Annotated in this window: 22 protein-coding genes; 9 read left to right on the top strand and 13 right to left on the bottom strand. The window is 62.6% G+C overall.

What is annotated here, in order from left to right; genetic code table 11:
* The first annotated feature begins 137 nt into the window (after positions 1-137).
* The 3 genes from AOT83_RS19245 to AOT83_RS19235 all read left to right on the top strand — a co-directional run bounded on the left by AOT83_RS19245 (position 138) and on the right by AOT83_RS19235 (position 1,665).
* Entirely contained in the window at positions 138-551 is a 414-nt protein-coding gene (locus AOT83_RS19245; RefSeq protein ID WP_234797646.1) for a DUF6319 family protein, read from the top strand.
* Between the two features lie 28 nt (positions 552-579).
* Entirely contained in the window at positions 580-1,074 is a 495-nt protein-coding gene (locus AOT83_RS19240; protein ID WP_057966235.1) for a nuclear transport factor 2 family protein, read from the top strand.
* Between the two features lie 120 nt (positions 1,075-1,194).
* Complete coding sequence (locus AOT83_RS19235) at positions 1,195-1,665, top strand: hypothetical protein (RefSeq protein WP_057966234.1); 471 nt, start codon at positions 1,195-1,197, stop codon at positions 1,663-1,665.
* Positions 1,666-1,935: 270 nt separating this feature from the next.
* Here the strand turns inward: AOT83_RS19235 and AOT83_RS28360 are convergent, their stop codons facing one another.
* From AOT83_RS28360 to AOT83_RS19185, 12 genes are all read right to left on the bottom strand, one after another.
* Positions 1,936-2,070: a hypothetical protein gene (locus AOT83_RS28360; protein ID WP_276203392.1), complete on the bottom strand. Its 135-nt coding sequence runs from the start codon at positions 2,068-2,070 to the stop codon at positions 1,936-1,938.
* Positions 2,063-3,676 carry a hypothetical protein gene (locus AOT83_RS27905; protein ID WP_165592889.1) on the bottom strand — a complete coding sequence of 538 codons (1,614 nt, stop codon included), beginning with the start codon at positions 3,674-3,676 and terminating at the stop codon, positions 2,063-2,065. The genes AOT83_RS28360 and AOT83_RS27905 overlap by 8 nt, the downstream gene beginning before the upstream one ends.
* 519 nt (positions 3,677-4,195) lie before the next feature.
* Entirely contained in the window at positions 4,196-4,399 is a 204-nt protein-coding gene (locus tag AOT83_RS26990; protein WP_057979771.1) for a hypothetical protein, read from the bottom strand.
* The gene (locus tag AOT83_RS27665) at positions 4,396-4,893 is read right to left on the bottom strand and encodes a hypothetical protein (RefSeq protein WP_057990369.1); all 498 of its coding nucleotides are present in this window, start codon (positions 4,891-4,893) and stop codon (positions 4,396-4,398) included. Before AOT83_RS27665 ends, AOT83_RS26990 begins: the two co-directional genes overlap by 4 nt.
* A gap of 58 nt (positions 4,894-4,951) precedes the next feature.
* Entirely contained in the window at positions 4,952-5,392 is a 441-nt protein-coding gene (locus AOT83_RS19220; RefSeq protein WP_057964017.1) for a hypothetical protein, read from the bottom strand.
* Positions 5,393-5,403: 11 nt separating this feature from the next.
* The gene (locus AOT83_RS19215; protein ID WP_240482990.1) at positions 5,404-6,009 is read right to left on the bottom strand and encodes a hypothetical protein; all 606 of its coding nucleotides are present in this window, start codon (positions 6,007-6,009) and stop codon (positions 5,404-5,406) included.
* A 2-nt stretch (positions 6,010-6,011) separates the two neighbouring features.
* Entirely contained in the window at positions 6,012-8,270 is a 2,259-nt protein-coding gene (locus AOT83_RS19210) for a hypothetical protein (RefSeq protein ID WP_057964018.1), read from the bottom strand.
* Entirely contained in the window at positions 8,267-8,602 is a 336-nt protein-coding gene (locus AOT83_RS19205; protein ID WP_057964019.1) for a hypothetical protein, read from the bottom strand. The genes AOT83_RS19210 and AOT83_RS19205 overlap by 4 nt, the downstream gene beginning before the upstream one ends.
* 710 nt (positions 8,603-9,312) lie before the next feature.
* Entirely contained in the window at positions 9,313-9,864 is a 552-nt protein-coding gene (locus AOT83_RS27900; RefSeq protein ID WP_157858377.1) for a hypothetical protein, read from the bottom strand.
* Entirely contained in the window at positions 9,804-10,172 is a 369-nt protein-coding gene (locus AOT83_RS27440) for a hypothetical protein (protein WP_057964021.1), read from the bottom strand. The genes AOT83_RS27900 and AOT83_RS27440 overlap by 61 nt, the downstream gene beginning before the upstream one ends.
* On the bottom strand, positions 10,169-12,592 hold the full coding sequence (locus AOT83_RS19190) for a phage/plasmid primase, P4 family (protein ID WP_057964022.1): 2,424 nt from the start codon (positions 12,590-12,592) through the stop codon (positions 10,169-10,171). Before AOT83_RS19190 ends, AOT83_RS27440 begins: the two co-directional genes overlap by 4 nt.
* Positions 12,593-12,654: 62 nt before the next feature.
* A complete protein-coding gene (locus AOT83_RS19185; RefSeq protein WP_057964023.1) occupies positions 12,655-12,846 on the bottom strand; it encodes a hypothetical protein in 192 nt (63 codons plus the stop codon).
* Positions 12,847-13,999: 1,153 nt separating this feature from the next.
* Between AOT83_RS19185 and AOT83_RS19175 the strand changes: the two genes are divergently transcribed.
* Positions 14,000-14,497, top strand: a complete 498-nt coding sequence (locus AOT83_RS19175; RefSeq protein ID WP_057964025.1) for a hypothetical protein — start codon at positions 14,000-14,002, stop codon at positions 14,495-14,497.
* A gap of 197 nt (positions 14,498-14,694) precedes the next feature.
* Complete coding sequence (locus AOT83_RS19170) at positions 14,695-15,258, top strand: hypothetical protein (protein WP_057979773.1); 564 nt, start codon at positions 14,695-14,697, stop codon at positions 15,256-15,258.
* A 252-nt stretch (positions 15,259-15,510) separates the two neighbouring features.
* Here AOT83_RS19170 and AOT83_RS19165 read toward each other — a convergent pair whose 3' ends face one another.
* Positions 15,511-16,194 carry a hypothetical protein gene (locus AOT83_RS19165; RefSeq protein WP_057964027.1) on the bottom strand — a complete coding sequence of 228 codons (684 nt, stop codon included), beginning with the start codon at positions 16,192-16,194 and terminating at the stop codon, positions 15,511-15,513.
* A 522-nt stretch (positions 16,195-16,716) separates the two neighbouring features.
* Here AOT83_RS19165 and AOT83_RS19155 point away from each other — a divergent pair.
* The 4 genes from AOT83_RS19155 (at position 16,717) to AOT83_RS19140 (ending at position 20,279) form a co-directional block, all read left to right on the top strand.
* Complete coding sequence (locus AOT83_RS19155) at positions 16,717-16,977, top strand: helix-turn-helix transcriptional regulator (protein WP_057964029.1); 261 nt, start codon at positions 16,717-16,719, stop codon at positions 16,975-16,977.
* 204 nt (positions 16,978-17,181) lie between these two features.
* Positions 17,182-17,484, top strand: coding sequence for a hypothetical protein (locus tag AOT83_RS19150; protein ID WP_057964030.1), 303 nt, complete (start codon positions 17,182-17,184; stop codon positions 17,482-17,484).
* Between the two features lie 7 nt (positions 17,485-17,491).
* Positions 17,492-19,642, top strand: coding sequence for a hypothetical protein (locus AOT83_RS19145; RefSeq protein WP_057964031.1), 2,151 nt, complete (start codon positions 17,492-17,494; stop codon positions 19,640-19,642).
* A 4-nt stretch (positions 19,643-19,646) separates the two neighbouring features.
* On the top strand, positions 19,647-20,279 hold the full coding sequence (locus tag AOT83_RS19140) for a GAD-like domain-containing protein (RefSeq protein ID WP_057964032.1): 633 nt from the start codon (positions 19,647-19,649) through the stop codon (positions 20,277-20,279).
* Positions 20,280-20,299: the final 20 nt, after the last annotated feature.

The raw sequence follows: 20,299 nt of genomic DNA, 5'->3' as shown, positions 1-20,299 counted from the left end.
CGAAGCCTCTCACGCCCCGCCGCCGACTAGCCCAGCCGCGTGCGCGGCGAGTTGCCGCAATCTATCGAACGTGTGTTCTAATGACTCTCACTATCCGCCCACTGCGCGCGAACCTTCAGAAGGAGCTCATTGTGACGATGACCGTAGATAGTCCAGCAGTAGACATATTGGACACGGAGCCAAGCACTCCCGAGGTTCTGGTGAGCCCTGTTGCGTCGACCGCCGAAGCTCCTACCGAGGAAAAGTCGCAGAAGGCGACCCCTAAGAAGGCCACGGGCAAGAGAACCAAGACTCTCGAACTGACTCTCACCGTCACCGGCACCGCCGACGGCGAATGGCACGCCGAACTCAAACAGGGCAGCACCTACCTGGCCCGCAACCTCGCTGTCGCGGCGGCCGCCGTCTCCCGCGCCGCCAAGGAACTGCACGAGGATCTCTCCACCCCTATCGACGCGGTAATCGAGGAAGCGCGATCGCAGCAGGCCGCCAAGGTCGCCGCTCTGGAAGCCGAACTCGAGGCCGCGCGCAAGGCTCTGGCCGACTTGGACTGAGCCTCGTGCGGGATGGGAAAGTAGCCAGATGAGAAGACCACTGACCCTGGCCACAGTCGCGCTGGCACTGATGTTGTCCGGCGCGACCGGCCTTGTGTCCGCGTGCGGACATTCGGACGTTTCCGCATCCGACGGGCGCGATAGTGGCCGCCAAGAGGCCAACCGTCAGCTTGTCCTCAACTTCTACGACCGGTTCTTCAACAAGCACGAGGTGCAGCGGGCCGCCGAGGTAGTGACCGACGACTACCGGCAGCACAACCCCAATGTGCCGGATGGCAAGGCGCCGTTCGTGTCCTACTTCGCGGGATTCTTCGCCGAGCATCCGGGAGCAGCGGCCAAGGTGGTGCGCAGCGCAGTCGACGGCGACTTGGTCTATCTGCACGTGCATTCGACCAATGACCCACAGGACCGCGGACAAGCGGTGGTCGACATCTTCCGCGTTGACGGGGGCAAGATCGTCGAGCACTGGGACGTGATTCAGGACGTTCCGGCAGAGTCAGCCAACGGCAACACAATGTTCTGACGACGCCGGCCTTTAGCGACCCCTCGGCGCTCCTATCGACTTTTCGATACCTCAGCAAAGCTCTCAATGCAGTCCGGCTAGAGTGAGTGGCGGTCGGGCAAAGGCGCATCGAGAGGTCACATGCCGTTCATCAAGCGTTGCTACCCGGCGTCCGTGGATAGAGTGTGGTCCGTTTTCGTCGGCCTCGAAAATCTCGGCCCCGACGAGCCCGGTCTTTGGTCGTTCGACGCAACCGACTACGAGCCCGTCGTCGGCAAAAAGTTCAACCTCAAGTGTCTGCCGATCTTGGGCACACGCTTCAATGGCAACTTCGACTGCAAAGTCATTAGCATTGAGCCACAAAGATTTTGGGCCACCACGCTAGAAGCGGAAGCTCCGCGAGGGCCTTCCGCCCGGTGGGTGCAGCAGGTAGAGTTCACCGATCACTATGGCGGCACGCTTCTGAACTGGAACCTATCTGGAGTGCAGACCGCCGATCCCCACGAACGTTTCCTGCATCGCTTCTACGGCGGATCGGCAAGCCAGGCCCTAACAGACCTGGGGCACTACCTCGAAAGAACCCGACCACAACTGTGGCAGACGGCGAGATAGACCCGCACTTCTTGGTGGGCGCGGAGGGTTTCGAACCCTTTTTCATGTGCAGGTAGGGGGCTCGAAAAGAGCTATTGAGCAGGTTAGAAGCCCCACGGTATCGGATGGGTTCGGGCTCAATCGGGCACGTTTGTGCCCAAAATGTGCCCACAGAATCTGTCACTCCTCGACGCGCTCGTACTCGACGCCCATCTCATCCAGCACCGTCCACACCGACGACTCCACGCACCCACATTGAGTGTTCTTCTCCACTTCCATCTCCTTCCTCACTCAGATCACCCTCGTCTCCCCATGCCACTCACCCTTGCGCTGCCTCTCGGGAGCGTCCCAGCCCGAGAACTTCCGACCGTTCTCCGTGTCCTGCTCCCCCAGAGCCTCCGCACCGCCAGCACCGATGTCAGCCACGCGCGCCAGCTCCCCCAACACCCTCCGCGTCTCCCCCAGCGCCGACTCCAACAACTCCGCGTGTCCCGCCCTCACGCCGACCGCGTTCACGACGGGCAGCCCCGCAGCCGCCGACCGCATCGGGCAGGAGGACACCGTGCGGGTGGATGGATACCCCGTCCGCTGTCACGTACACGCAGCGGGTCTCGAATCCCCGCCGAATGCTGGCCACAGCGAGTGGCTGAGCCCACCCCGCCTGCTCGAATTGGTGACAGAGTGAAGCCAGCACGCGGTGCAAGTGCACCTCGTCGTCAGGGAGGTCGGTGATGAACAGTGCTGGGACAAGAGCTGTCTCGGACTTCGGGGACTCGATGCCAGGGGCTAGTCCATATCGCTGTTGAATCCACGCGGCATCCACCACGGGGCTACGAGTCGGGGTAGGGCTCGGTGTGGTGGGGCTCGCTGGTGTCCCCTGCACGGCGGGTGCTGCGGGCTGCGTGACAGGGGGCGGGGTGCTGAGACCCCCTCCTCCGATGGGGGTGAGCCCAGGGGTCACGGGGGTCACGGGTGGGGTGCCCGCCGTGCCAGGGGTGATGCCAGTGGACGCGGGAACGCTCGGTGTGATCGTGGTGCTCGTGGTGCTCGGAGCCGTGGACAGTTGGTGACCGCTGGCACTGGTGACCATAGTGGCGACAGACTCGGCGGCGGCAGCGGGGAGCCCATCGAGCGGGAGGCTCGGGATGCGCGGCAGCCCAGCGGGTTTCGGAGCCTGGTGGTGCTGCTCGGTGGACTGGTGCGCTTGCGGACTCGGCGTGCTCGGGGAGGAGGGGGTGTGCGGCGAGGCTGCGCTCGGGGTTCCCGTGGCGTTCTGATTTCCTTGCCCTCCACCGACGAGGTTGGAGAGCGTGGGGTGCGGGGCCGCTGGTGCGGTGGGAGTGCTTGGTGCGCTCGGTGATTCGGTGGTCGGGGCTGTCACGGCGCGGGGCATCTCGGGGAGAGCTTTTGGGGTCACCTCGGGAGTCCGACCCGAGTTGTATGCCGTCACGGTCGCGCGAGGATCAGGCCGCTCGGCGGTCGGGCTCGTGGGGATGCTCGTGTAGCTCGGAGTGCGGGAAGAGCCTGGGGTGCCAGAGAGCGAGTGCCCGATGCCGTCCAAGTCCGATTCCAATGTGGTCTTCAGGGAGGAGATGTCGGCCCGATACTGGGCGATGAGTTCATTGGATGACGGGCTGGCGGGAGTCCCTCGGAGTTCTGATTCAAGAGCCGCGCGGACTTCGGATGTTCCAATCAGCACGAGGTCGGTAATCCGCCCCTTCGCCCCTGAGACTCTATTTGCAGCATCGACCATCCACCCCGATACGGCGGTGAGGTTCCGCGACTGCTCCAACAAGTCTGTGGCGGCACTCGCATATCCGTCCGCCACCCTCTCGGCGGTGAGCCCCTTTTCATCGACCATCTTGCTCTCTGCGGTCAGCGCCTCGTTGGCTTGCGCTGCCGCAGAGGAGCTTGCATCGTCGGCTACACCTTCCGCTGTCCGATAGGCGTTCTCGGACTCCTGAATCCAGTTGTCCTCCATAAGAGAGAACTGGTCATCCGCAGGCTTCGGAATATCTGGTTGTTGAGGCATCATGCACATCCATCAGGGAATCTACTGTCAAGCGCCGAATCTGAAATATCGTGTCCCGCTGCAAGTTCGGTATTCACGTGCGTGACGTAGTGGTCAAACTGTTTCGTTGTTGCGCTTCCCCCAGGAGAGCCAGAGAACGCAATCAAGTCCGCCCTGGTCTTGCTCAACCACATGGTCACCCACCCGAGTTTCGTCCGTACCCAAGACTCACTCCCTGGACTGCGAACGCCCTGTAACTGGGCAGCTACCGACTCATCGCTCGGAAGCTCCAGACTCGCTGGGGCACTTTCATTCCCGATAATCACCCGTGGACACGGCGGCAGCGGGTGGCTCGCCCACACCTGCGACACATCCACCAGAGCCCGAGACGGAGCCGTGGTGCTGGTCTCCCCCGCCCCCGTGGGGGTGGTGGGATGCGACGAACACCCCACCACCGAGAGTCCCACGCCGAGCGCGACGACCAGTGCTGCGAGAACTGTTGTGCCCGTCCGGGATTGCGTGTTGTTCATGCTTGACACGCTATCCCCTCGTGCGAGTCTCGGGCTGAGACCAGTCACCTGGCCCATCGACGAGCGTGCCTTGCGGGGGCACGCCGACGATGAGGTCACACGAGCTGGTGTCGAGTTCTGGTGACCATTCACACCAGGGGCTCGGGTCGGCTCCAGCGTGCGGGGCGGTCAGGATGCCCAGTGAGAGGAAGCTGGCGGCGAGCAGGGTCTTCATCGTCCCTGTCCTTCCGTCAGTCCAGGGGACGCCGAGTGGATAGTTCCACCTCGTACATAGTCGAGTGAAAAGCCCTCGGGTGGAGTGCCCTTGAGCGCCAGCGTCGAGTCAACCAGCGCTCCGGCCAGCCGTCCACGCGCGTCCTGGATGTAGGAGTGGTACTTGGCTTGCGCGTCGGGGCTGGAATCCTTGTTCCCCGTGGTCGCCATCATCGAAATAGCCATCTTGGCTGCGACGACGTGCTGTCGTGCATCGAACACGACCGCCTCCGCGCGCTGCTGGTCCACTCCTGGCTGCACATCGCTCAGAGCGCTGCAAGCGGGCCACGGCCACTCGTTCCCGATGAGACCGTGCGGGTCAGCGGGACGGGCTACCTCCGTGCAGTTCGAGTCGGCGGCGACGGGTCTGGCGCTGGGCGTGCTGTTGCTCCCGCACGCCGTGAGACCGACCGTCAGCGCGGCGCTCGCAGCCGCGAGGATCAGGTTCTTCTTCATGTTTCTTCCCTTTCTCGTGCTGGTCGGTCTGGTGAATGTTTTGTCTGGGTAGACGGTCTTAGTTGCTCTGCTGGCGCAACGAGCTGAGCAGGTTCCCCGCTGCTGGCGGTGCGGGCGTGATCGGGGACTGGGGCGGCTCGACGGCGCGGGGGTACTCGCCTTCCTCGTCCTTCTCGAAGTCTTCGTCCGCGAAGTCGTCATCGTCGGCCCAGTCGTCGTAGTCCTGAACAGGGCGGTCGTAGCGGCCCATGACAGCCACGGTGTCTCGTCGGCTCGCACCGATGGCGACGACGAACGAACCGACGCACACCAACCAGCCAATCACGGCGGCGGCGACTGACCACGTGGGCGCGGGATGGTTCGAGAGCGCCACGCCCGTGCCGATGATGCCCGCCACTAGACCTACGAAACCGATTGGACCGTAGCGGTCGGCGTGCTGGTCATACCTTTTGTCCAGCGCTCGGGCGACCTCGATGGGTACTTCAACTTCTCGTGACATATCAATTCCTCCTAAGCCACTTCTGATTTCGTCTCTGGTAGGTGCCAACCACTTGGCAGCACCATCGGGCTCAGCGCTTTGAGCCGAGCGTCCGTGCACGGCACGACGGTCGGGATTCCCATGACGGCGGCACCCGCAGCGGCGAGGGCGACAGTGCTCATCCGATAGCTCTCGCCCCGGTCCCGTACGCTCGGCCATGTGTCGCGGACAGCTCGGTCGAGCACGTCGTAGCCCCGATGGCCGACCGCTCCGTGGCCGCACATCCACTTCATCGCCGTCGCCGTGGCAAGCTCGCCCACTGGGATCCCCGCGTCCAAGAGGCGAGTGGTGATCGACCACCAGAGCGCCGCTCTGCGACCACCACTCGGGTCGCGGTTCATGTCACCCAAAGTCAATTTCGACATCACCACAAGGGTCGGTAATCCCTTGCTGAGCACAGCATCCGTGACCATTTCGCTCGTTGTGTCCGTGCGGGCGCGGGTGGCCGCGAGCGAATAATCCCGACCGCTCGGCGGGGCGACAATCAGCCCCGTGGAAGGCACCGACTCGCCTTCGGCGATGCGGGCGATGGACACCGACGTGACCGTCACGTCCAAGGCAATCACGTTGCGAGACATGCTCACCACCCATCCAGGTCGGTGCGCGGCGCTGGCCGCGCGGTGGGCTCGGTCACGGTTTCTTCCTTCTTCGTGGGAGCGGGGGTCGCCCGCTTCCGGGGTGTGCGAGGGGACTTGGGAGTTTCGGGAGCAGGCTCGGAAAGTGCTGTCACGTCCCGACTCTCGGGTTGCGGCTCGGGGGTGGAAACCCTGCTCATCGAGGCGTCTTCATCGGCGAAGTCGAGTGCCGCCGTGGCGAGACTGGCTGTCTGTGCACCGAGCCACGATGGGTTCATGGGGTCGCGCTTCTCCATACCGGGACGGAGGTTGCCGTCGCGGTCGGTCAGTGGGACGACGGGTGTCTGGGCAACTTCTTCCAACTCGCCGTCTGACCAGGCGGGTGATGCTGCATGGATTCCTAGTCGCGGCGCGAGCCACGGCACGGAGGCGCTGATGGGCTCCCATTGCTCCCACGCTGCACGCACCTGCTCGGTCGGCGGAGCCACTTTGGGGTCAGCGTGAGGGTCGAGTGATGTAGTGCCTGGGCTCCACCCGTAGAGCGACTGGAAGATGATGACCTTCTTGCCCAACTCATCGCCCGTCATGCCGCGCCCCTTGTGCCCGACCAGGCGAGGTCCGAGTTGCGCGGCACGTTCACGGGTGGCAGGACCGAAAGCGTTGTTCAATGTTTCGCTGTCGTCGGGGTTACCCAGAGACACCGCCAGCGAGATGTTCGCCTGCCACGAGCCTGGAATGCTCGCAGGGTCGGACTGTTCTTTGCGTACGGTCTGCGTGGACAGCACGACGTGGATTCGGGTCTCACGCGCAACGCGGAGAAGGGAATCAACCAACAGGCGGAACCACTTCAAACCCTTGGTTCCGTACTCACTCACGATGCCCATGCCGAGGTATCCGAACTCATCGAGAATGACAGCGATGGGCGGGAAGTCGAACGCCGTCGCGCCTTTTCCTTCCCGCTTGGCCTGTGCAGCGGCGGCGATTCGACGGTCCATCTCGGACTTGACCGCTTGCAGCATCACGACGAGTTGTGCGGTGTCGGTGGCCACCATCTGAATCCCCGGAAGTCCCTCCAGGCCCGCGAAATCGGACGGCTTACCCGAAGCGACGAACAGCCGCCAGCCCCCGCCCGCGTCCTGGCCGCTACGAGGATCGCGGTATCCCGTCCGCAGCATTTCGACCTGCGTGCGAACCCACACCGACTTACCACCTCCCGTGCCGCCGACCACGAACGCGTGGGGGTGGTCGGCCAGCGGATAGGTCAACCACTGGCCGCGTGCATCCACGCCCATCACCCACTCGGCAGCGTGATACCGCCCAATCGCCTCGCTCACCGTGCTCACGGGAGCACTCGGCGGCTCAGGTGCCAGCGCCCTCGGGAAAACGTCAGGCGCATCCTCGAAACGCAGCTCGATGGTTCCCTCCGTGCCGTCGAGCACACGGAGGTTTTCCGACTTCACGCCTGCCGCCGAGAACCCCGACCGCAGGGCTGACAATCCCCTAGACCACTTGTCCGCCGAGTCGCCCGTGCGATGCGCGAAGCGTAGAACCAGCCCAGACTCATCGACCTCGACAGCGACCAACGACGGCACATCGACCACCGTCAGACGACGTTCGTACACGCCATACTCGCCTGAAATCTGCTCCGTGCGGGTCTCGCTCGTCGTCACGCCAGCGGCTTCCAGAAGCCGAGCCAACCAAGCGTCGTCGCGGACTCTTTCGAGCACTGCATAGCGCCGCGCGATGTCGGGCAGCAGCGCTTCTACCCCGTCAGCCCATGCGACGAATGCCGCATCGCTGGACAGATCGGGAGCCTCGCAGCGAACAACATGAGAGATCACGTCGGACTCGCTGATCCCGCCGCCTGGCTTCAGCACGAGCACTGGCCCTGCATCGGATGCGGAGGCTCCGAGCCGTGTGGCGAGTCGAGCAGGAAGCGCGGCACGCCAGTGACATAGCCAAATCGGAGGGATGCCCGCCGAGCCGCCCGTACGCACAGTCCTCGCCGCGCTCAGGATCCTCTTTTCCTCGCCCGACCAGAACTTCTCGCGTTCGGACACCGCGCGCTGCGCGTCGGTCGCGGCGCGCTGGGCGATGGATTCGAGTTTCTCGCTGAGCTTCTCGCGCTCGATGTCAGCCTTTTCGCCATCTTTCAAGATGGCCAACGAGTTCGCGTCCTGCATGCGGAAGTCGCGTTGCCACAGAAATTCTTCGCGGCGCTCATGTTTGCGGGCGAGCGCGGCACGGCGCGCGTCGCGGCTCATGCGGACCACCCCGAGCCCTGCTCAGACTGCGCCTGGGCGGCGGCGCGCTGCACGGCAGCCTGCCCGCGCTTGTCCGCACGGAGCACCGCGCGACGCACCATGGCGCGAGCCTCGCGCTCTGCCCGCGCGACTTGCAGCGCGGACTCCTGGCGGGCCTGTGCCCACTCGGTCGGTCGGACATGGGGGGTCGGACGGGAAGACTGCCGCCCCTGGACGCTCATCCATCCGATGAGCCCAGCCACAGCCAGCATCCCGAAGCCGATGAGGGGATAGTCCGAAAGGAGCGACATCCCCGAAAGTCCAAGCACGACAACAAAAATCCACTTTCCCATGGGGCACCTCCTTCGGGCTAGCTACCAGGGCAGACCCGAAGGGGCTGTACTGGGGCTAATTGAGATTATAAAACCAAAATCTTTGCCCTGTCAACCCTTGATTTCACGACTTCCGGTGTCTACCAGCACTTCCCGTTACTATGACATTAACACTACCGTTTGCTATCGGTGCATAAAGTGCCCCTGAACTGGGGTTTCAGGGATGGCGGGTGACATGAGAAGTTGCGAGGACGGTGCATTTCCGCAGGTCAGAAGCTATAGATGCTACTGAGGGTATCTGTAAATCTGACGGAAAAGTCCAGGTCACAGGTGGTTTCGGCCATCCAGGATGTTCGCCGCGAGCGCCGTGCCGAGTCGAAGACTCGGTGCGGTGGGAGCATCGGGGCGGGTGCTGGGAGTTGAGTTGGGCTTACGACACGGGGATGCGGGTGCCCGAGAGCCGTTCTGGGGCTCCAGGATTGGTGGTTGGAGCCGTCTTACGGGCGGGCTTCCAAGAGGGCTCGGGAGCGGGTCGTCGGGTGGTGCTCGAATGTGTGCAGAAGGGGTTCTCTAGCAGGCCATATAGAGCAGTGCCCGAGGGTTCGGGGAAGGGGCTGATGAATCTTACGGAGCGTCTTACGGAGCACCTTACGAGCCGTCTTACGTCGTGCCTTCCGCGCGGTCTTACGGAATGAGGGGGTGCGGGGTTCCAGCGGTCGGGCAAAGGGGGGTCAGGAGGCCAGGCTGAGGGTGTTTCGGCGTTCCTGCTCGGCCTCGGCCAGCACCCTCGTGATCACGCTGTGGTGGACACCGAGCGTCTTCTCGATGACGTTCTTGCGGCTCTCATTCTCCGACATCGCCAAGATCCTGGCGACCACGCCCACGGGCTGCCTCACGGTCTTGCTCGATACGATGCGCTCAGCCAGAGCGACCAGCTCGGACGCGGGAGTCGGCGCGGTGGGGCTCCCCTGCGACGCGGCGGAAGGCGCGGGGCGCGGGGTGTTGGACGCGGCCGGGGACGCGGTGCGCGGCGCGGCTGGCGCGGCGGGCGGCGCGGCTGGCGCGGCGGGCGGCGCGGTTGAGGTGGTTGGGCGCGGCGCGGTGGTGGACGCGGAGACTTTGCCGACCTGGGGAGACGCGGCGCGGGGTGCGGGCGCGCCGACTTTCATTCTGGCGGCGATGGGCGCGGTCAACACCAATCCCCTGGTCGCGCCGAACACGCTCAAGTCGATTCCGAGAGGCGCGACCCACGCCAGCCCGCCGGCTCGTGTGTCAATTCGCATCCCGCAAGCATCGCGGCCAGGGTCAGCGGCCCCTCGTACACGTATCCCAATTCGGGATGGCGAACCGCCAACCATCGGTGAAGCCGATGCGACATCACACGGTCGCGGTCGGTCAACGGAGCCGATGGGTAGTCGGCGATCAGGTGGTTCATGACCGACTGGATGCGCTCAGCGGTCGTGGCTTCGAGCCGCGCGCGGCACTCTGTGAACCACCGCGCGCTCGGGTCGAGCAAGCCGTCCATCGTCAAGTACGGGTTGGCATTCAAGGTTTCCCGGAGCAGTTTGTCGGTCACGGTCACGGTGGTCATCGGTTCACTCCGTTCTTCGATGCGGGGACGACGAAGGCCGTGCTGTCCCAGTCCACGGTGGGGATCGGCGGTGCCGCTCGTCTCCCTGCGTGACATGGGGCCTTCTTGACCTTCACAGGCGCGGCTGTCGCCACAGGCGCTGACATGGTGTCGTCGAGCACGATCGGCCCCATGTCACGCAGGGAGACGAGCGGCACTTCGACAACAGGAACTTCGGCGGGCGTGGCCGGGGGTTTCGTCGTCTTGCCCAAAATGGCGATCTTGGGACGACCCCAATCGGCGTTCGGGATGGGGCTGACGTTGACCGACCGATACCGTGCCGTGTCCCGCAAGTCCCTGTCGAGATCTGTAATTCCGGGAACTTGCAACAAGCGTTCCTGGAAGTTTTTGAAATTGGTTGCCCCACGGCGGGTTCGAGCGGCCCAATCGTCATACAACTCGAACAGCGCCCGCCATTGCATGGAGTTCTTGATGTCGATGGTCTTCTCACCCGTCCAGCCCTCGCCGGACGCTTGCGGCCACACCCACAGCGCCTCTTTCACGAAAGCGTGGATCGCGTTCACCGACTCCTCGAACGCCGACATCACCGCCGCGTTCGGAGCCAGGAACGCTCCGCCCCTGGCCTGGCGAGCCCGCCAGGCCATCATCCAGCGATTGAAAATTCCCGGCAGCTCGGATTCGAGCTGCTTGCCGAGTGCGCGGTTTTCAGCGCCGACGTACGAATGGGGGAACGACACCGGAATCGAACGGCGCACGAACGCGCGGCTCTTTTCACCTACCGTCGGCATGACGTTGGCGCTGAACGCCAACATGGCGTTGTTGATGAAAGTGAAGGGGGTCTTGTGCTTTGGGTTGGCGCGCACGCCCTCCTCGCCACCCAGCAGTTTCTTGAACACCGACGTGTCCGGCACGTATCCGTCCGGCATGTCCGCGTCCACGTTCACCAGTTTTCCGTACAGGTCAGCGGCGGCGAACGTGTCATCGGAAAGGTCGTGCAAACCCGTGCTGGAACACATGTCGCTACCCGCCAACAACGTCAACAAGCGCAGGAACGTGGACTTGCCCGAGCCAGTCGGCCCAATCAAGAACAACGCTTTCTCGGGGCGCGCCGACAAGTCCAACATCTGACACACCACATCTTCGAGCACCGCCACCTGATCGTGGCCCCGTACCAACGTGGCGTCATGCAGCCACGTTTCGTACGACGGGCACGTGGCGTCCGGGTCGTACGCGATGTTCAATTTGTAGGGCAGCCGATAGTCCGGCGAGTGCGGAAGGAGCGCCCCGGTGCGCAAATCCACCACGCCATTCAGCACCGGCACCAACGGTTCATCAAGTCGATCTCGAAGGAACGCGCCCTCATCATGCGCGACGCCGAGCAGGCGCAGGGTCAGGTTGTTGAACCTGGCGGTGTCCATCTCATCGCGCAACAAACGACCCACCAACGCCTTCAGCGCGGACGGGTTCAGCGAATACGCGCCGTCCTGGTACACGGCGAGCTGGTCAGCCCCGGCGAGCGCGACCGGGTGCTCGGACATGATGTGACGGGACACCGTGTCGTAGCGGAGCTTGCCGCTAGGCGACCACGCCCACTCCTGGTCACCGATGTAACCGTTGTTGTCGGACTTCTCGCCGTCACGACCACCCGGAAGGACGGTAAGTTTCGGGCGCGGGGGGCGATGCGGCGCGGGCCTGGTCGTGGAGTTCCCCACCAGGGCTTCCACAAGCCCCTTGCGGTCGCGCATGTCGTGTTCGGACAGGAAGTCGTCGATGCCCGACTTGCCTCCGCCCGGGCATGGGACGAACCGCACACTCTTCGCCAACGGCTTTAGTCCATTTCCCAGCTTCTCGCCCGCTGTGTACACGTCGGGGTTGTCGGCGGCGTCCGCGTCCAGCAGGATGAACACCTGCCGCCCACGGGTCAGGTGGATCATGTCGTTGGGCACCTGCCACCCGTCACGTGACCAGCCTGTGCACCCCGGAATCTGGATGACGGTGGTGTTCATGTCGATAGCGGCAGCGACCGCATGCCCCTGCTTGGTGCCTTCCACGATCAGCACCTTCGAGCCGCTGCGCTTCAGGATGAGCCCATACCTGATGCCCGAGTCCGAGCGCATCAGGTACTTCTTGACCCGCCCCGTGTCCGGGTCGGTCAGGGGCTCGTCCAAGCGGAGCTGCCATTCGATACTTCCGTCCTTGGTGCGCCAGCCGAACAGGATTCCTCTTGGGCGCACGATGTCCTCGCGCTCACGGAAGTAGTCAGGAAGGTCCGCCTGGGTCTCCACGCTGCGGATCAGCGGGGTTGCCTTCAGGTACGCCTCTGAGATACCACTGGATACAAGGTATTCCAGGTGGTCGGCAAGCAAGGGCTGCCCCACCTGCTCGGTCGGTGCTACGATGATGTCATCGGGCAATGCCATTGGCGTGGTTTCCTTTTCCGATAGCGAGCGCTCACCCTGGCCGGTGAGCGCTTATTTTTTGTCTAAGCCGAAACTCGAATATCTGTGGGCCACAGGGCTTCGGCGTCCGCAGGGTCGATGAGGTAGACCCGCCGCCCGCCGCCGATTTCCAGCGACTCGGCGGGCAAGCGGCCCTCGGAAATAGCCTTGAGTACCGTGCATCGCGCCTTACGCGACCGCATCGCGATGAGGCTTACGCTGACCTTTCGTCCCATACCACCATGGTAGCCAACTAGTAGCCATCTGCCTACCGAAATCCACCACTATTACCGCACTGAAGTGCATGAACACTCCCCCTGTTCGACAAAACGAAACACCCATCGAGTTAGCTGACCGATGGGCTTGTGACCTCACCCTCGGGAGGATTGAATAGACGGGCACCACTCACTACCAGGCACGATGCGTAAACCCGTTGCAAGACAGCGTGTTTCGCTAAACATAACAGCCACAAGGGATTTCGCTTGCCCACGCGTAACACCCTCAGTGCGACGAGGGGGTGGAACACAAAGGTCACAGTTTGGTAACGGAGCCAAGAGGCGGGGATGACGGAAGCACAGGGCTGAAAGTGCCCGCGAACCTGCCCGTCTGACCAGCCCTCTGACCTGCGACTATGAGGGGAGGCGGGCAGATTCAAGGAAACTTGCCCGCGTGAGTGCCCGCCCAAAAATAGGTCATGACCTGGGCTTATCCGTCCAAGCGGGCACTTTTGGGTCTTTTCTCCTAAGAAAATAGGTTCAAAAGAAAAACTCTCCATCGAGTGATGTGTGGAGTTGAAAAGTTCGTATATATGCCGCAATGGGCAAAACACCCCCAAAAGTGCCCGCGTGACCAATAACCCGAGGTCAGAGACCTTTTTGGCGGGCAAGTGGGCGGGCACTTCGCGGGCAGAATCTGCCCGCGACTCTCGGAAATGCCCACTGACCTGGGGTTATCAAGTCCCCAAGCCCAGCCCACCAGGTTGCCGATCACCGGACAACCCTTTCGCTAGAGCCCCAGTCCAGAGTCTCCTAAATTGTCGGGCCTCGCTGTTAGTGTCGCGTCAACACCGTCATTCCCTCGGGGATGCACCGTCCACCACTCGACGCGGATCCCTCGATTGCAGCATCACCTTCCCGTTCATCGAACAAAGGCAATTCCATGAAAAGCAACGCTCTACGTGCACTTCTTGCGGCGGGACTGGTCATCGCGCCAACAGCGTGCAGCACGAACTCCGACCACCCAGCCGCCACATCGTCGTCCTCCATAGCGGCGTCTACGACCACATCATCGGAACACGCTGCACCCAGCGTCCAAGGGAGCACCGCCGACACGATAAATATCGGCGCGAGCGGTGTTCGCTGCCTCGCCGGACAGAAGACCGTTGCGTGCGTGACGATGGAGCACAAGGGCCTGACCACCGAGGGAAACCGCGCGTTCTCTTTCATTCGGACAGACAACCCAGAAGGCGGCGTAGAGCCTGGGTTCGCTCCTGGAAAGCACCCTCAAGCCATCGCCGCAGGCGATCTGGTTTTCATCGACACTAGTAATTGTCGGAACGCTGGCACCGCAGACCCGAACGTGGCAATTGCAAACTGCAACGCACTCATGATAAGTGACTCAGTCATCGCCGCGAACAGCAAGAACGTCATCGTCGGCATCATTTCAAAAGTCAGCGCTCAGGGCCTCACAGTCTGCGCGGCCGACACAGTGTTTGATATTCCCGTCCCACCTGTAGCCAATGCTGGGCGCGCGGTGTATCGCCCCGACGGTGGTCAACAACTCAACTCCGGACAGTCGATAAAGGTCAGAGATTATTGGACCTTCACGTTGAAAGATGAGACTTTGACGATAGACAGCCCCGGCGGCGTGACCATTGTTCACGTGTGACAATCCCCGCTTCGCCCGAAGTGCCACAGCGACAACAACAGTGGGAGCTGAGAATGCCTGTTGACCTGCGGATGTCGAGTCCCCGCGTACTGGGGTGCTCTCGTGTCGCACTCTGTCCATCCCGAGAGCCACGGACAACGTAGGCCATCGTCACCACCCAGCACGAGCGCTAAACCGTCGAAAGGTAAAGGGACACGGTGTTTCAGAACATACGACACGCGATACTTCACAGCTTTGTGGTGGTAGGAACCGTGCTGGCACTCACCGCTTGCACAGGCACCAACGACACCACCACAGCCACCACGACCACCACGAGCAGCCCGCCGTCACCGACCGCGCCGCCGACCTCACCACATCCACTCGGACAGCCGTTCCACGTGACCAAGGGCGGGCCTGACGGGTATGACGGCTTGGTGAATGCCTTTCTCGTCAGCAAGGTGAACGCCACAAACGTGCAAGACCACGAACCGCATGTGTTCTACATGTTCAACGTCAGGGTCACCTCGACCAAGGGCGCTTTCCCGACATCGGACTGGTCGCTTGAGACCGTCAACCCCACCGCCGTCGTGCCTCACGACCCCGACGTGAAGATCAATGACCACTCCAACGATCCACCCTTGGGGTCGAAAACGACCGGAAACACCGCAGGGTACATCTCGTTCTACGTGCTGGAGTCCGCGACACCCACCCTCCTTGACCTGCGCGATCCAACTTCATCGAACACGCTCATCGCGCAGTGGGAAGTCCCCGCCACACCCTAAGAGTCGTGCCCCTTCCTCCAGCCCCGCACCTCCGGTTTTCCGCCGTACGGGTGCTCGCGGGCACCGTATATTGGGGCATGCCGCGCCCTCGGAAAGGCCCACCTACCAGGCATTGTCGAGTCCCCCGCGACGGTGAAAGTGCTGGTCAGCCAAGTTACCGGGGAAGCCACTAGACGTGCCCCTGGCGACTGAGGAGGGGTAAAGGGTTGGCCAGCGGGCTCTCGGTGCAGGCGACACCCTTTCACCAGCCGTTCAGTTGAGTCGCAGTCCCCATCGGCGCATCCAGGGTTCGATGAATTCGGCGGCGGTGATGCTCTGGTCTCCGCCTGGATGGCTGACCAGGATCCCGATGGCGGTCAAAGCGCCGTCGTCGCGCACAGCGAACACAGGCGCGCCACTGTCACCGTGGACGGCGGGGGCGGTGAACCAGAGCTGGTTGCCCACGATTTTGATGCTGCGACCGCACGTGGTCTGTGAGCGGGCACCCATGATGCAGATCGCGGTGGTGGTGTTCCCGCTCAGCTCAGTGGGTCCAGCCATGTCCACCACGGGCTTGATTCCTCTGACGCGAGGGTTCACGGGTACCCGAGACGAGGCAATACCGACCAGTCCGATGTCGTGGTTGTCGTCCTGGACCGACGCCCGATAGGTGCCCACGGGTCTGCGCTCATGAGTGGGCATGTACTGCATGGACACCAAACCCGAGGACACCGCGCAGTGCCCAGCGGTCAGGAACGCTTTCTTGCCATCGGAGGCGGTCACCACGAACCCCGCCGTGCAGGACGCTTCGTCGCCGTCGGGGGTGGTTTGGAAGATCGACATACCTGGCAGCACCGCGTCTGCCTCCATGGTGTCGGCACGCGCGGCCGGCGCGCACAGCGCAACAGCCATCAGAAACACCACCACCGTCGTTGCCGCCGTGTTGCGACCAGGCATCAGAAGAAACCTCTCGGTTAATGGATAGCGCTGTCACCCAACGACACTGAGTGGTCAGTTTCGTGGTGTGGCCCCGAAGTGGGGTATGAGGTCGCTCGCGTCCGTGACCGTGATGGTGTAGGTGCGGGTCTTGCCGTGAGTGGTGACATCACAAATCTGGGTCGCACCGTTCCTGACTTCGATTCCTCCTCGGCAAGAAGCGCCGCGCACCTCGGCGTAGAAAGGATTGTTCTGCGACCCTTGAAGTTGATTCAGCTCGTATTCCAGAGACGATCTGCTCAGAGATTTCGAGGATGAACCAGGTTGGTCATCGGAGCCGCACCCGGACAACACCACCGCGCCAAGCACTCCGATGCCCGTCAACGCAGCCAGCAGTGGCGTCCTCACGGTCCCGCTGTTGCACACTGCCATTGGTCCGCCTCGCTCGGTTCGTAGGTGTTACGCCAAACGTATCAACCCATCCGTAGATTTGTCTACTTATAGGTCGATGACCAGGGGGTTCTGTCCACCCAGTCTTGACGGGTGCCGAGCAAAAAGGTGTCCCCCGTCCCCGACCTGGACACCATCGACATCAGCGCACTAGGCATCGGGATTCAGAAGCAGCGCGTGGATGCCGGACTGACGCTGGAAGGGCTTGCCGAACGCACTGGCATCCCCCGCAACACCATTCACCGCTATGAAAACGGGAAGCTGAACCCCACCGCCAAAGCCCTGCTACGCCTGGCCATCGGGTTACAGGTCAACATCAGTGAGCTGGTAAAACCCCTCAATCACCTGCGGTAGCAGTAAGACGCGAGCTTGTCGGCACAGGGATCAAAGAGGGGGTGGGTACCGCACCCTGTTCACTGGGGGTTACGGGGGGACCGTCAGAGAGCGGCACCCGACACCGAGTGTGACAGATTGCTGGAACAGTCGGCCAATCAGTGGTGTCCCCGTCACTATGGTTGTAGTCTGCCTCTGATTAGCTAACCGATACAGGGGGCGCGCATGGGGCAGGTGTTGGCCGCTGACCTGGCTGCGCTAGGCAAGCTCAAACCAGAGATAGATGAGCTTGCCTCGGAGCTGAAGGCTAAGATTCCCCCGGCCAGCACCGCACCGCATGGCGCTGATCCCGCTATCGCCGCCATGCATTCCTTGCTCTCGGACACCCTTGCCGAGGTCGGCACCGTCCTCGTCGGCTGGATGGGCGCTCTAGGGGACGTGACAGCAGCGTTCCAGAAGGGTTTGGTGCTCACCGAGGAGCAGGGCACGGCCGCGATGCGCGCGGTCGGCAGCCCCCTGCACAGCTAGGGAATCCATGCAGGGTCCATCGAAATCAGCGATACTGACCGCCGACCTCAACTCGTATCGGGGCTTGCTAGACCAGTTCAAACCCATTGCCGCGCACTACGAGTCCGTGATTTCCAAACTCAAAGGCAGTATCGCCAAACCTGGCGGCACCTACTGGGACGGAGCCACCGCAGAGGCGGGACAAGGTAACACCGAGTCTGGCTGGAAGTTCACCGCCCGCGTCGAGGACATCATCGGGCAGTACAACCGCGACGCGACGCCCATCATCGACCACACCATCGTCCCCGAACTGTCCAACGCCAAGAACATCATCGAGAACGCAGAGTCCCAGCGAGACAAGGGTATTACCTGTTCGGAGGACTTGAAACTCACCTACACACCCGTCCCAGGCACCAGCGAGAAGGTCATCGAGGAGAACACCAAACTCGTTGAAGCACGCCAGAAGGAACTGACCGCCTCGGCGAACAAGTGGTTTGCGGGCACGCAACAGATCGCGCAGCTTGTCGCTGCCGCCCAGCAGAACATCAAGGGCGTGTTGAACTCGGCGGCAGGAACTTTCGACATCAACAAGGTGCTCGCAGACAACGCACCGCGCGCCACGCCAGGTTCGACGGTCAAGCCCGACGGCTACCTCGCGGCACTACGGGGCCAAGCTGGCGAGGGTGCAGCCGACGGAACAACCAAACCCGCCGCCGCCCCCATCGGGGACACGGTTGACTACAAGAAGTTGTATCCCAAAGACATACCCGTGGGCGACAAGAACGTTGACCCCTCCAAGCTCGGCGGCGTGGGAGCCGTGCCCGGGGTGCGCGATGTCGCCAGCGGGCGCGAACCACCCGCCAAACTCGCACCCGCTCTGCAAGCCAAGGATGTGCCCGCTTTCAAAGCCGTGCAGCGCGAACTACTAGCGCGCCAAGGCGTTCCCGCCGACCAAATCGAAGCTCAGGTCAACAAGGCAGTCGAAAGCGCGCAAAACCCCCGCCTGATCCGCACCGCCGACATTCCGTCCGCCTCCCCGACCGACCCGAAATACATCGACAGGGATTTCGCAGATCAATTCCACAGGTTCAACGCCGAGGCCAGCGACCACGGGGCCGCTGCCGGTAACGCCATGCTCGACGAAGGCAAAAAACTCACCGGCCAAGCTGGCCCAGGAGCCCCCGGTGTGGCCGAAGCATGGGGAGCCCTGGCCAAAGACACCGCCAAAGGCTTGTATGACTACGCCACCATGACCCCGCAAGAACGCCTCGAAATGCTCGGCGATGAAGTGAAACGTGCCGCTGACAACCCCGGAGGGTACGTCGGGGAAAAACTCGTCCAAGGCGCAGCAGGAGCAGCCACAGGGGCAGTGGGTGGTGAAGCTGTCGCAGGTGCTCGCGGGCTCCTCGGAGACCTCACCCACACTCCCCACCCTGAGATACCAGGCGGTGGGCACGTCCCCGATGTGCCAGAACAGCACACCCCGCCGGGCGGCGGAACCGGCGACCATGCCCCTGGCGCAGTCGCCGCTGAGCACGCTGTCGGGCCACTTCGCAGCGCCGACGACATCCTGCACGAAGCACGAGATTCCCACCGTGCCCTTCGCGACCAGATGGATTGGGACAGAGGCGAACAGAATCTACAAGACCTCGCCGCCCACCACGGAGTATCGGTTGACGAACTTCCCCGCACACCCCAATACGATGTTGATTCCCCGTCGTATACCGACAAGCATGAGGCGAACCACTCCGCTGAAATCGACCGCCACACTCAAATGTGGGAACACGGGCTCAACACCCAAAGCGTCCAACAAGTGCTTGACCACATGGAAGCTGAACGCCCGGCGACCACGGATACCCGCAGTGCTCTTCGTACAGAACTCGGCGTTCGCGGCACGCAAGATTTGATCGACGCCGGATACAGCCCAGCCGAGGCAAAGCGCCTGGCTCGTGAATACGCAGACGCACAGTTCCCGTCCAGTCCGGGCCTCATCCCACAGCCAGTAATCCACAACCCGGACATTAAATTCGGCGGCTACACCGAGGGACTCACCTATGGTGATTGGCAGGTCAACAATGCCCTTGGTAACTTGACCAAGCAGGAGAGGGACGCCTTCAGGGCATGGCTGGAAACCCAAGACCCGAACGCCATCGTGAACATCAGACTCGGTAGGGAGTGAAGAGGTGCCGGACGAATACTTCGAGTGCTTCCTCGAAGAACTACCGTTTTCCGTTCCCGGTCCCCCATGCACCGACGAACACGTTCGCGCTTACACCGGCCTTGTCCCAGACTGCCTTATCGCATACTGGCAGGAGTTCGGATTCTCGGGGTTTGGGAACGGCGTGGCCTGGCTCGTAGATCCGCTCGAATGGAAGGTCACCACCGAGGAGGTTCTTCTCGACGCAATCCAGCATCCACGGTTGGGTGAAGGTGCACAATACATTCCGTTCGCCAGAGGAGCCTTCGGTAAGACCTTCTTCTGGACACCGGGGTACGGAATTTCACTCACCGTTGAGCCAGCCCGTGGGACCGTGTTTTTCTGGGCACCGCCCAAAGGCATTGAACGCGCGATGCAGTCCTTCTTCACGGCATCAGGAAAAGAGCAGTTCGATTTCTTCGATCGCAATGAGAAGCCCATGTTCGATCGGGTCCATGAACATCTTGGATCATTGCAGTTCGATGAGGTGTACGGATTCTCGCCAGGCCTGCGGATTGGCGGCGCATCCAATGTAGACAGCGCCCACCTATTCCAGATCCACGTTCACATGGCGTTCCTACGCACGGCAATCGGAGACGACTGGTACGTGCTGGGATAACCTGCCAATCACGTGTTGTG

Origin of the sequence: Mycobacteroides sp. H001, assembly GCF_001440005.1 — a bacterium.
Lineage (GTDB): Bacteria > Actinomycetota > Actinomycetes > Mycobacteriales > Mycobacteriaceae > Mycobacterium > Mycobacterium gwanakae.
This window is presented reverse-complemented; position numbering and strand designations above follow the sequence as displayed.

Coding starts and splice junctions, on each gene's coding strand:
- AOT83_RS19245 (WP_234797646.1), top strand. CDS start 138: ATGACCGTAGATAGTCCAGCAGTAGACATATTGGACACGGAGCCAAGC.
- AOT83_RS19240 (WP_057966235.1), top strand. CDS start 580: ATGAGAAGACCACTGACCCTGGCCACAGTCGCGCTGGCACTGATGTTG.
- AOT83_RS19235 (WP_057966234.1), top strand. CDS start 1,195: ATGCCGTTCATCAAGCGTTGCTACCCGGCGTCCGTGGATAGAGTGTGG.
- AOT83_RS27905 (WP_165592889.1), bottom strand. CDS start 3,676: ATGCCTCAACAACCAGATATTCCGAAGCCTGCGGATGACCAGTTCTCT.
- AOT83_RS26990 (WP_057979771.1), bottom strand. CDS start 4,399: ATGAAGACCCTGCTCGCCGCCAGCTTCCTCTCACTGGGCATCCTGACC.
- AOT83_RS27665 (WP_057990369.1), bottom strand. CDS start 4,893: ATGAAGAAGAACCTGATCCTCGCGGCTGCGAGCGCCGCGCTGACGGTC.
- AOT83_RS19220 (WP_057964017.1), bottom strand. CDS start 5,392: ATGTCACGAGAAGTTGAAGTACCCATCGAGGTCGCCCGAGCGCTGGAC.
- AOT83_RS19215 (WP_240482990.1), bottom strand. CDS start 6,009: ATGTCTCGCAACGTGATTGCCTTGGACGTGACGGTCACGTCGGTGTCC.
- AOT83_RS19210 (WP_057964018.1), bottom strand. CDS start 8,270: ATGAGCCGCGACGCGCGCCGTGCCGCGCTCGCCCGCAAACATGAGCGC.
- AOT83_RS19205 (WP_057964019.1), bottom strand. CDS start 8,602: ATGGGAAAGTGGATTTTTGTTGTCGTGCTTGGACTTTCGGGGATGTCG.
- AOT83_RS27900 (WP_157858377.1), bottom strand. CDS start 9,864: ATGCGAATTGACACACGAGCCGGCGGGCTGGCGTGGGTCGCGCCTCTC.
- AOT83_RS27440 (WP_057964021.1), bottom strand. CDS start 10,172: ATGACCACCGTGACCGTGACCGACAAACTGCTCCGGGAAACCTTGAAT.
- AOT83_RS19190 (WP_057964022.1), bottom strand. CDS start 12,592: ATGGCATTGCCCGATGACATCATCGTAGCACCGACCGAGCAGGTGGGG.
- AOT83_RS19185 (WP_057964023.1), bottom strand. CDS start 12,846: ATGGGACGAAAGGTCAGCGTAAGCCTCATCGCGATGCGGTCGCGTAAG.
- AOT83_RS19165 (WP_057964027.1), bottom strand. CDS start 16,194: ATGCCTGGTCGCAACACGGCGGCAACGACGGTGGTGGTGTTTCTGATG.
- AOT83_RS19150 (WP_057964030.1), top strand. CDS start 17,182: ATGGGGCAGGTGTTGGCCGCTGACCTGGCTGCGCTAGGCAAGCTCAAA.
- AOT83_RS19145 (WP_057964031.1), top strand. CDS start 17,492: ATGCAGGGTCCATCGAAATCAGCGATACTGACCGCCGACCTCAACTCG.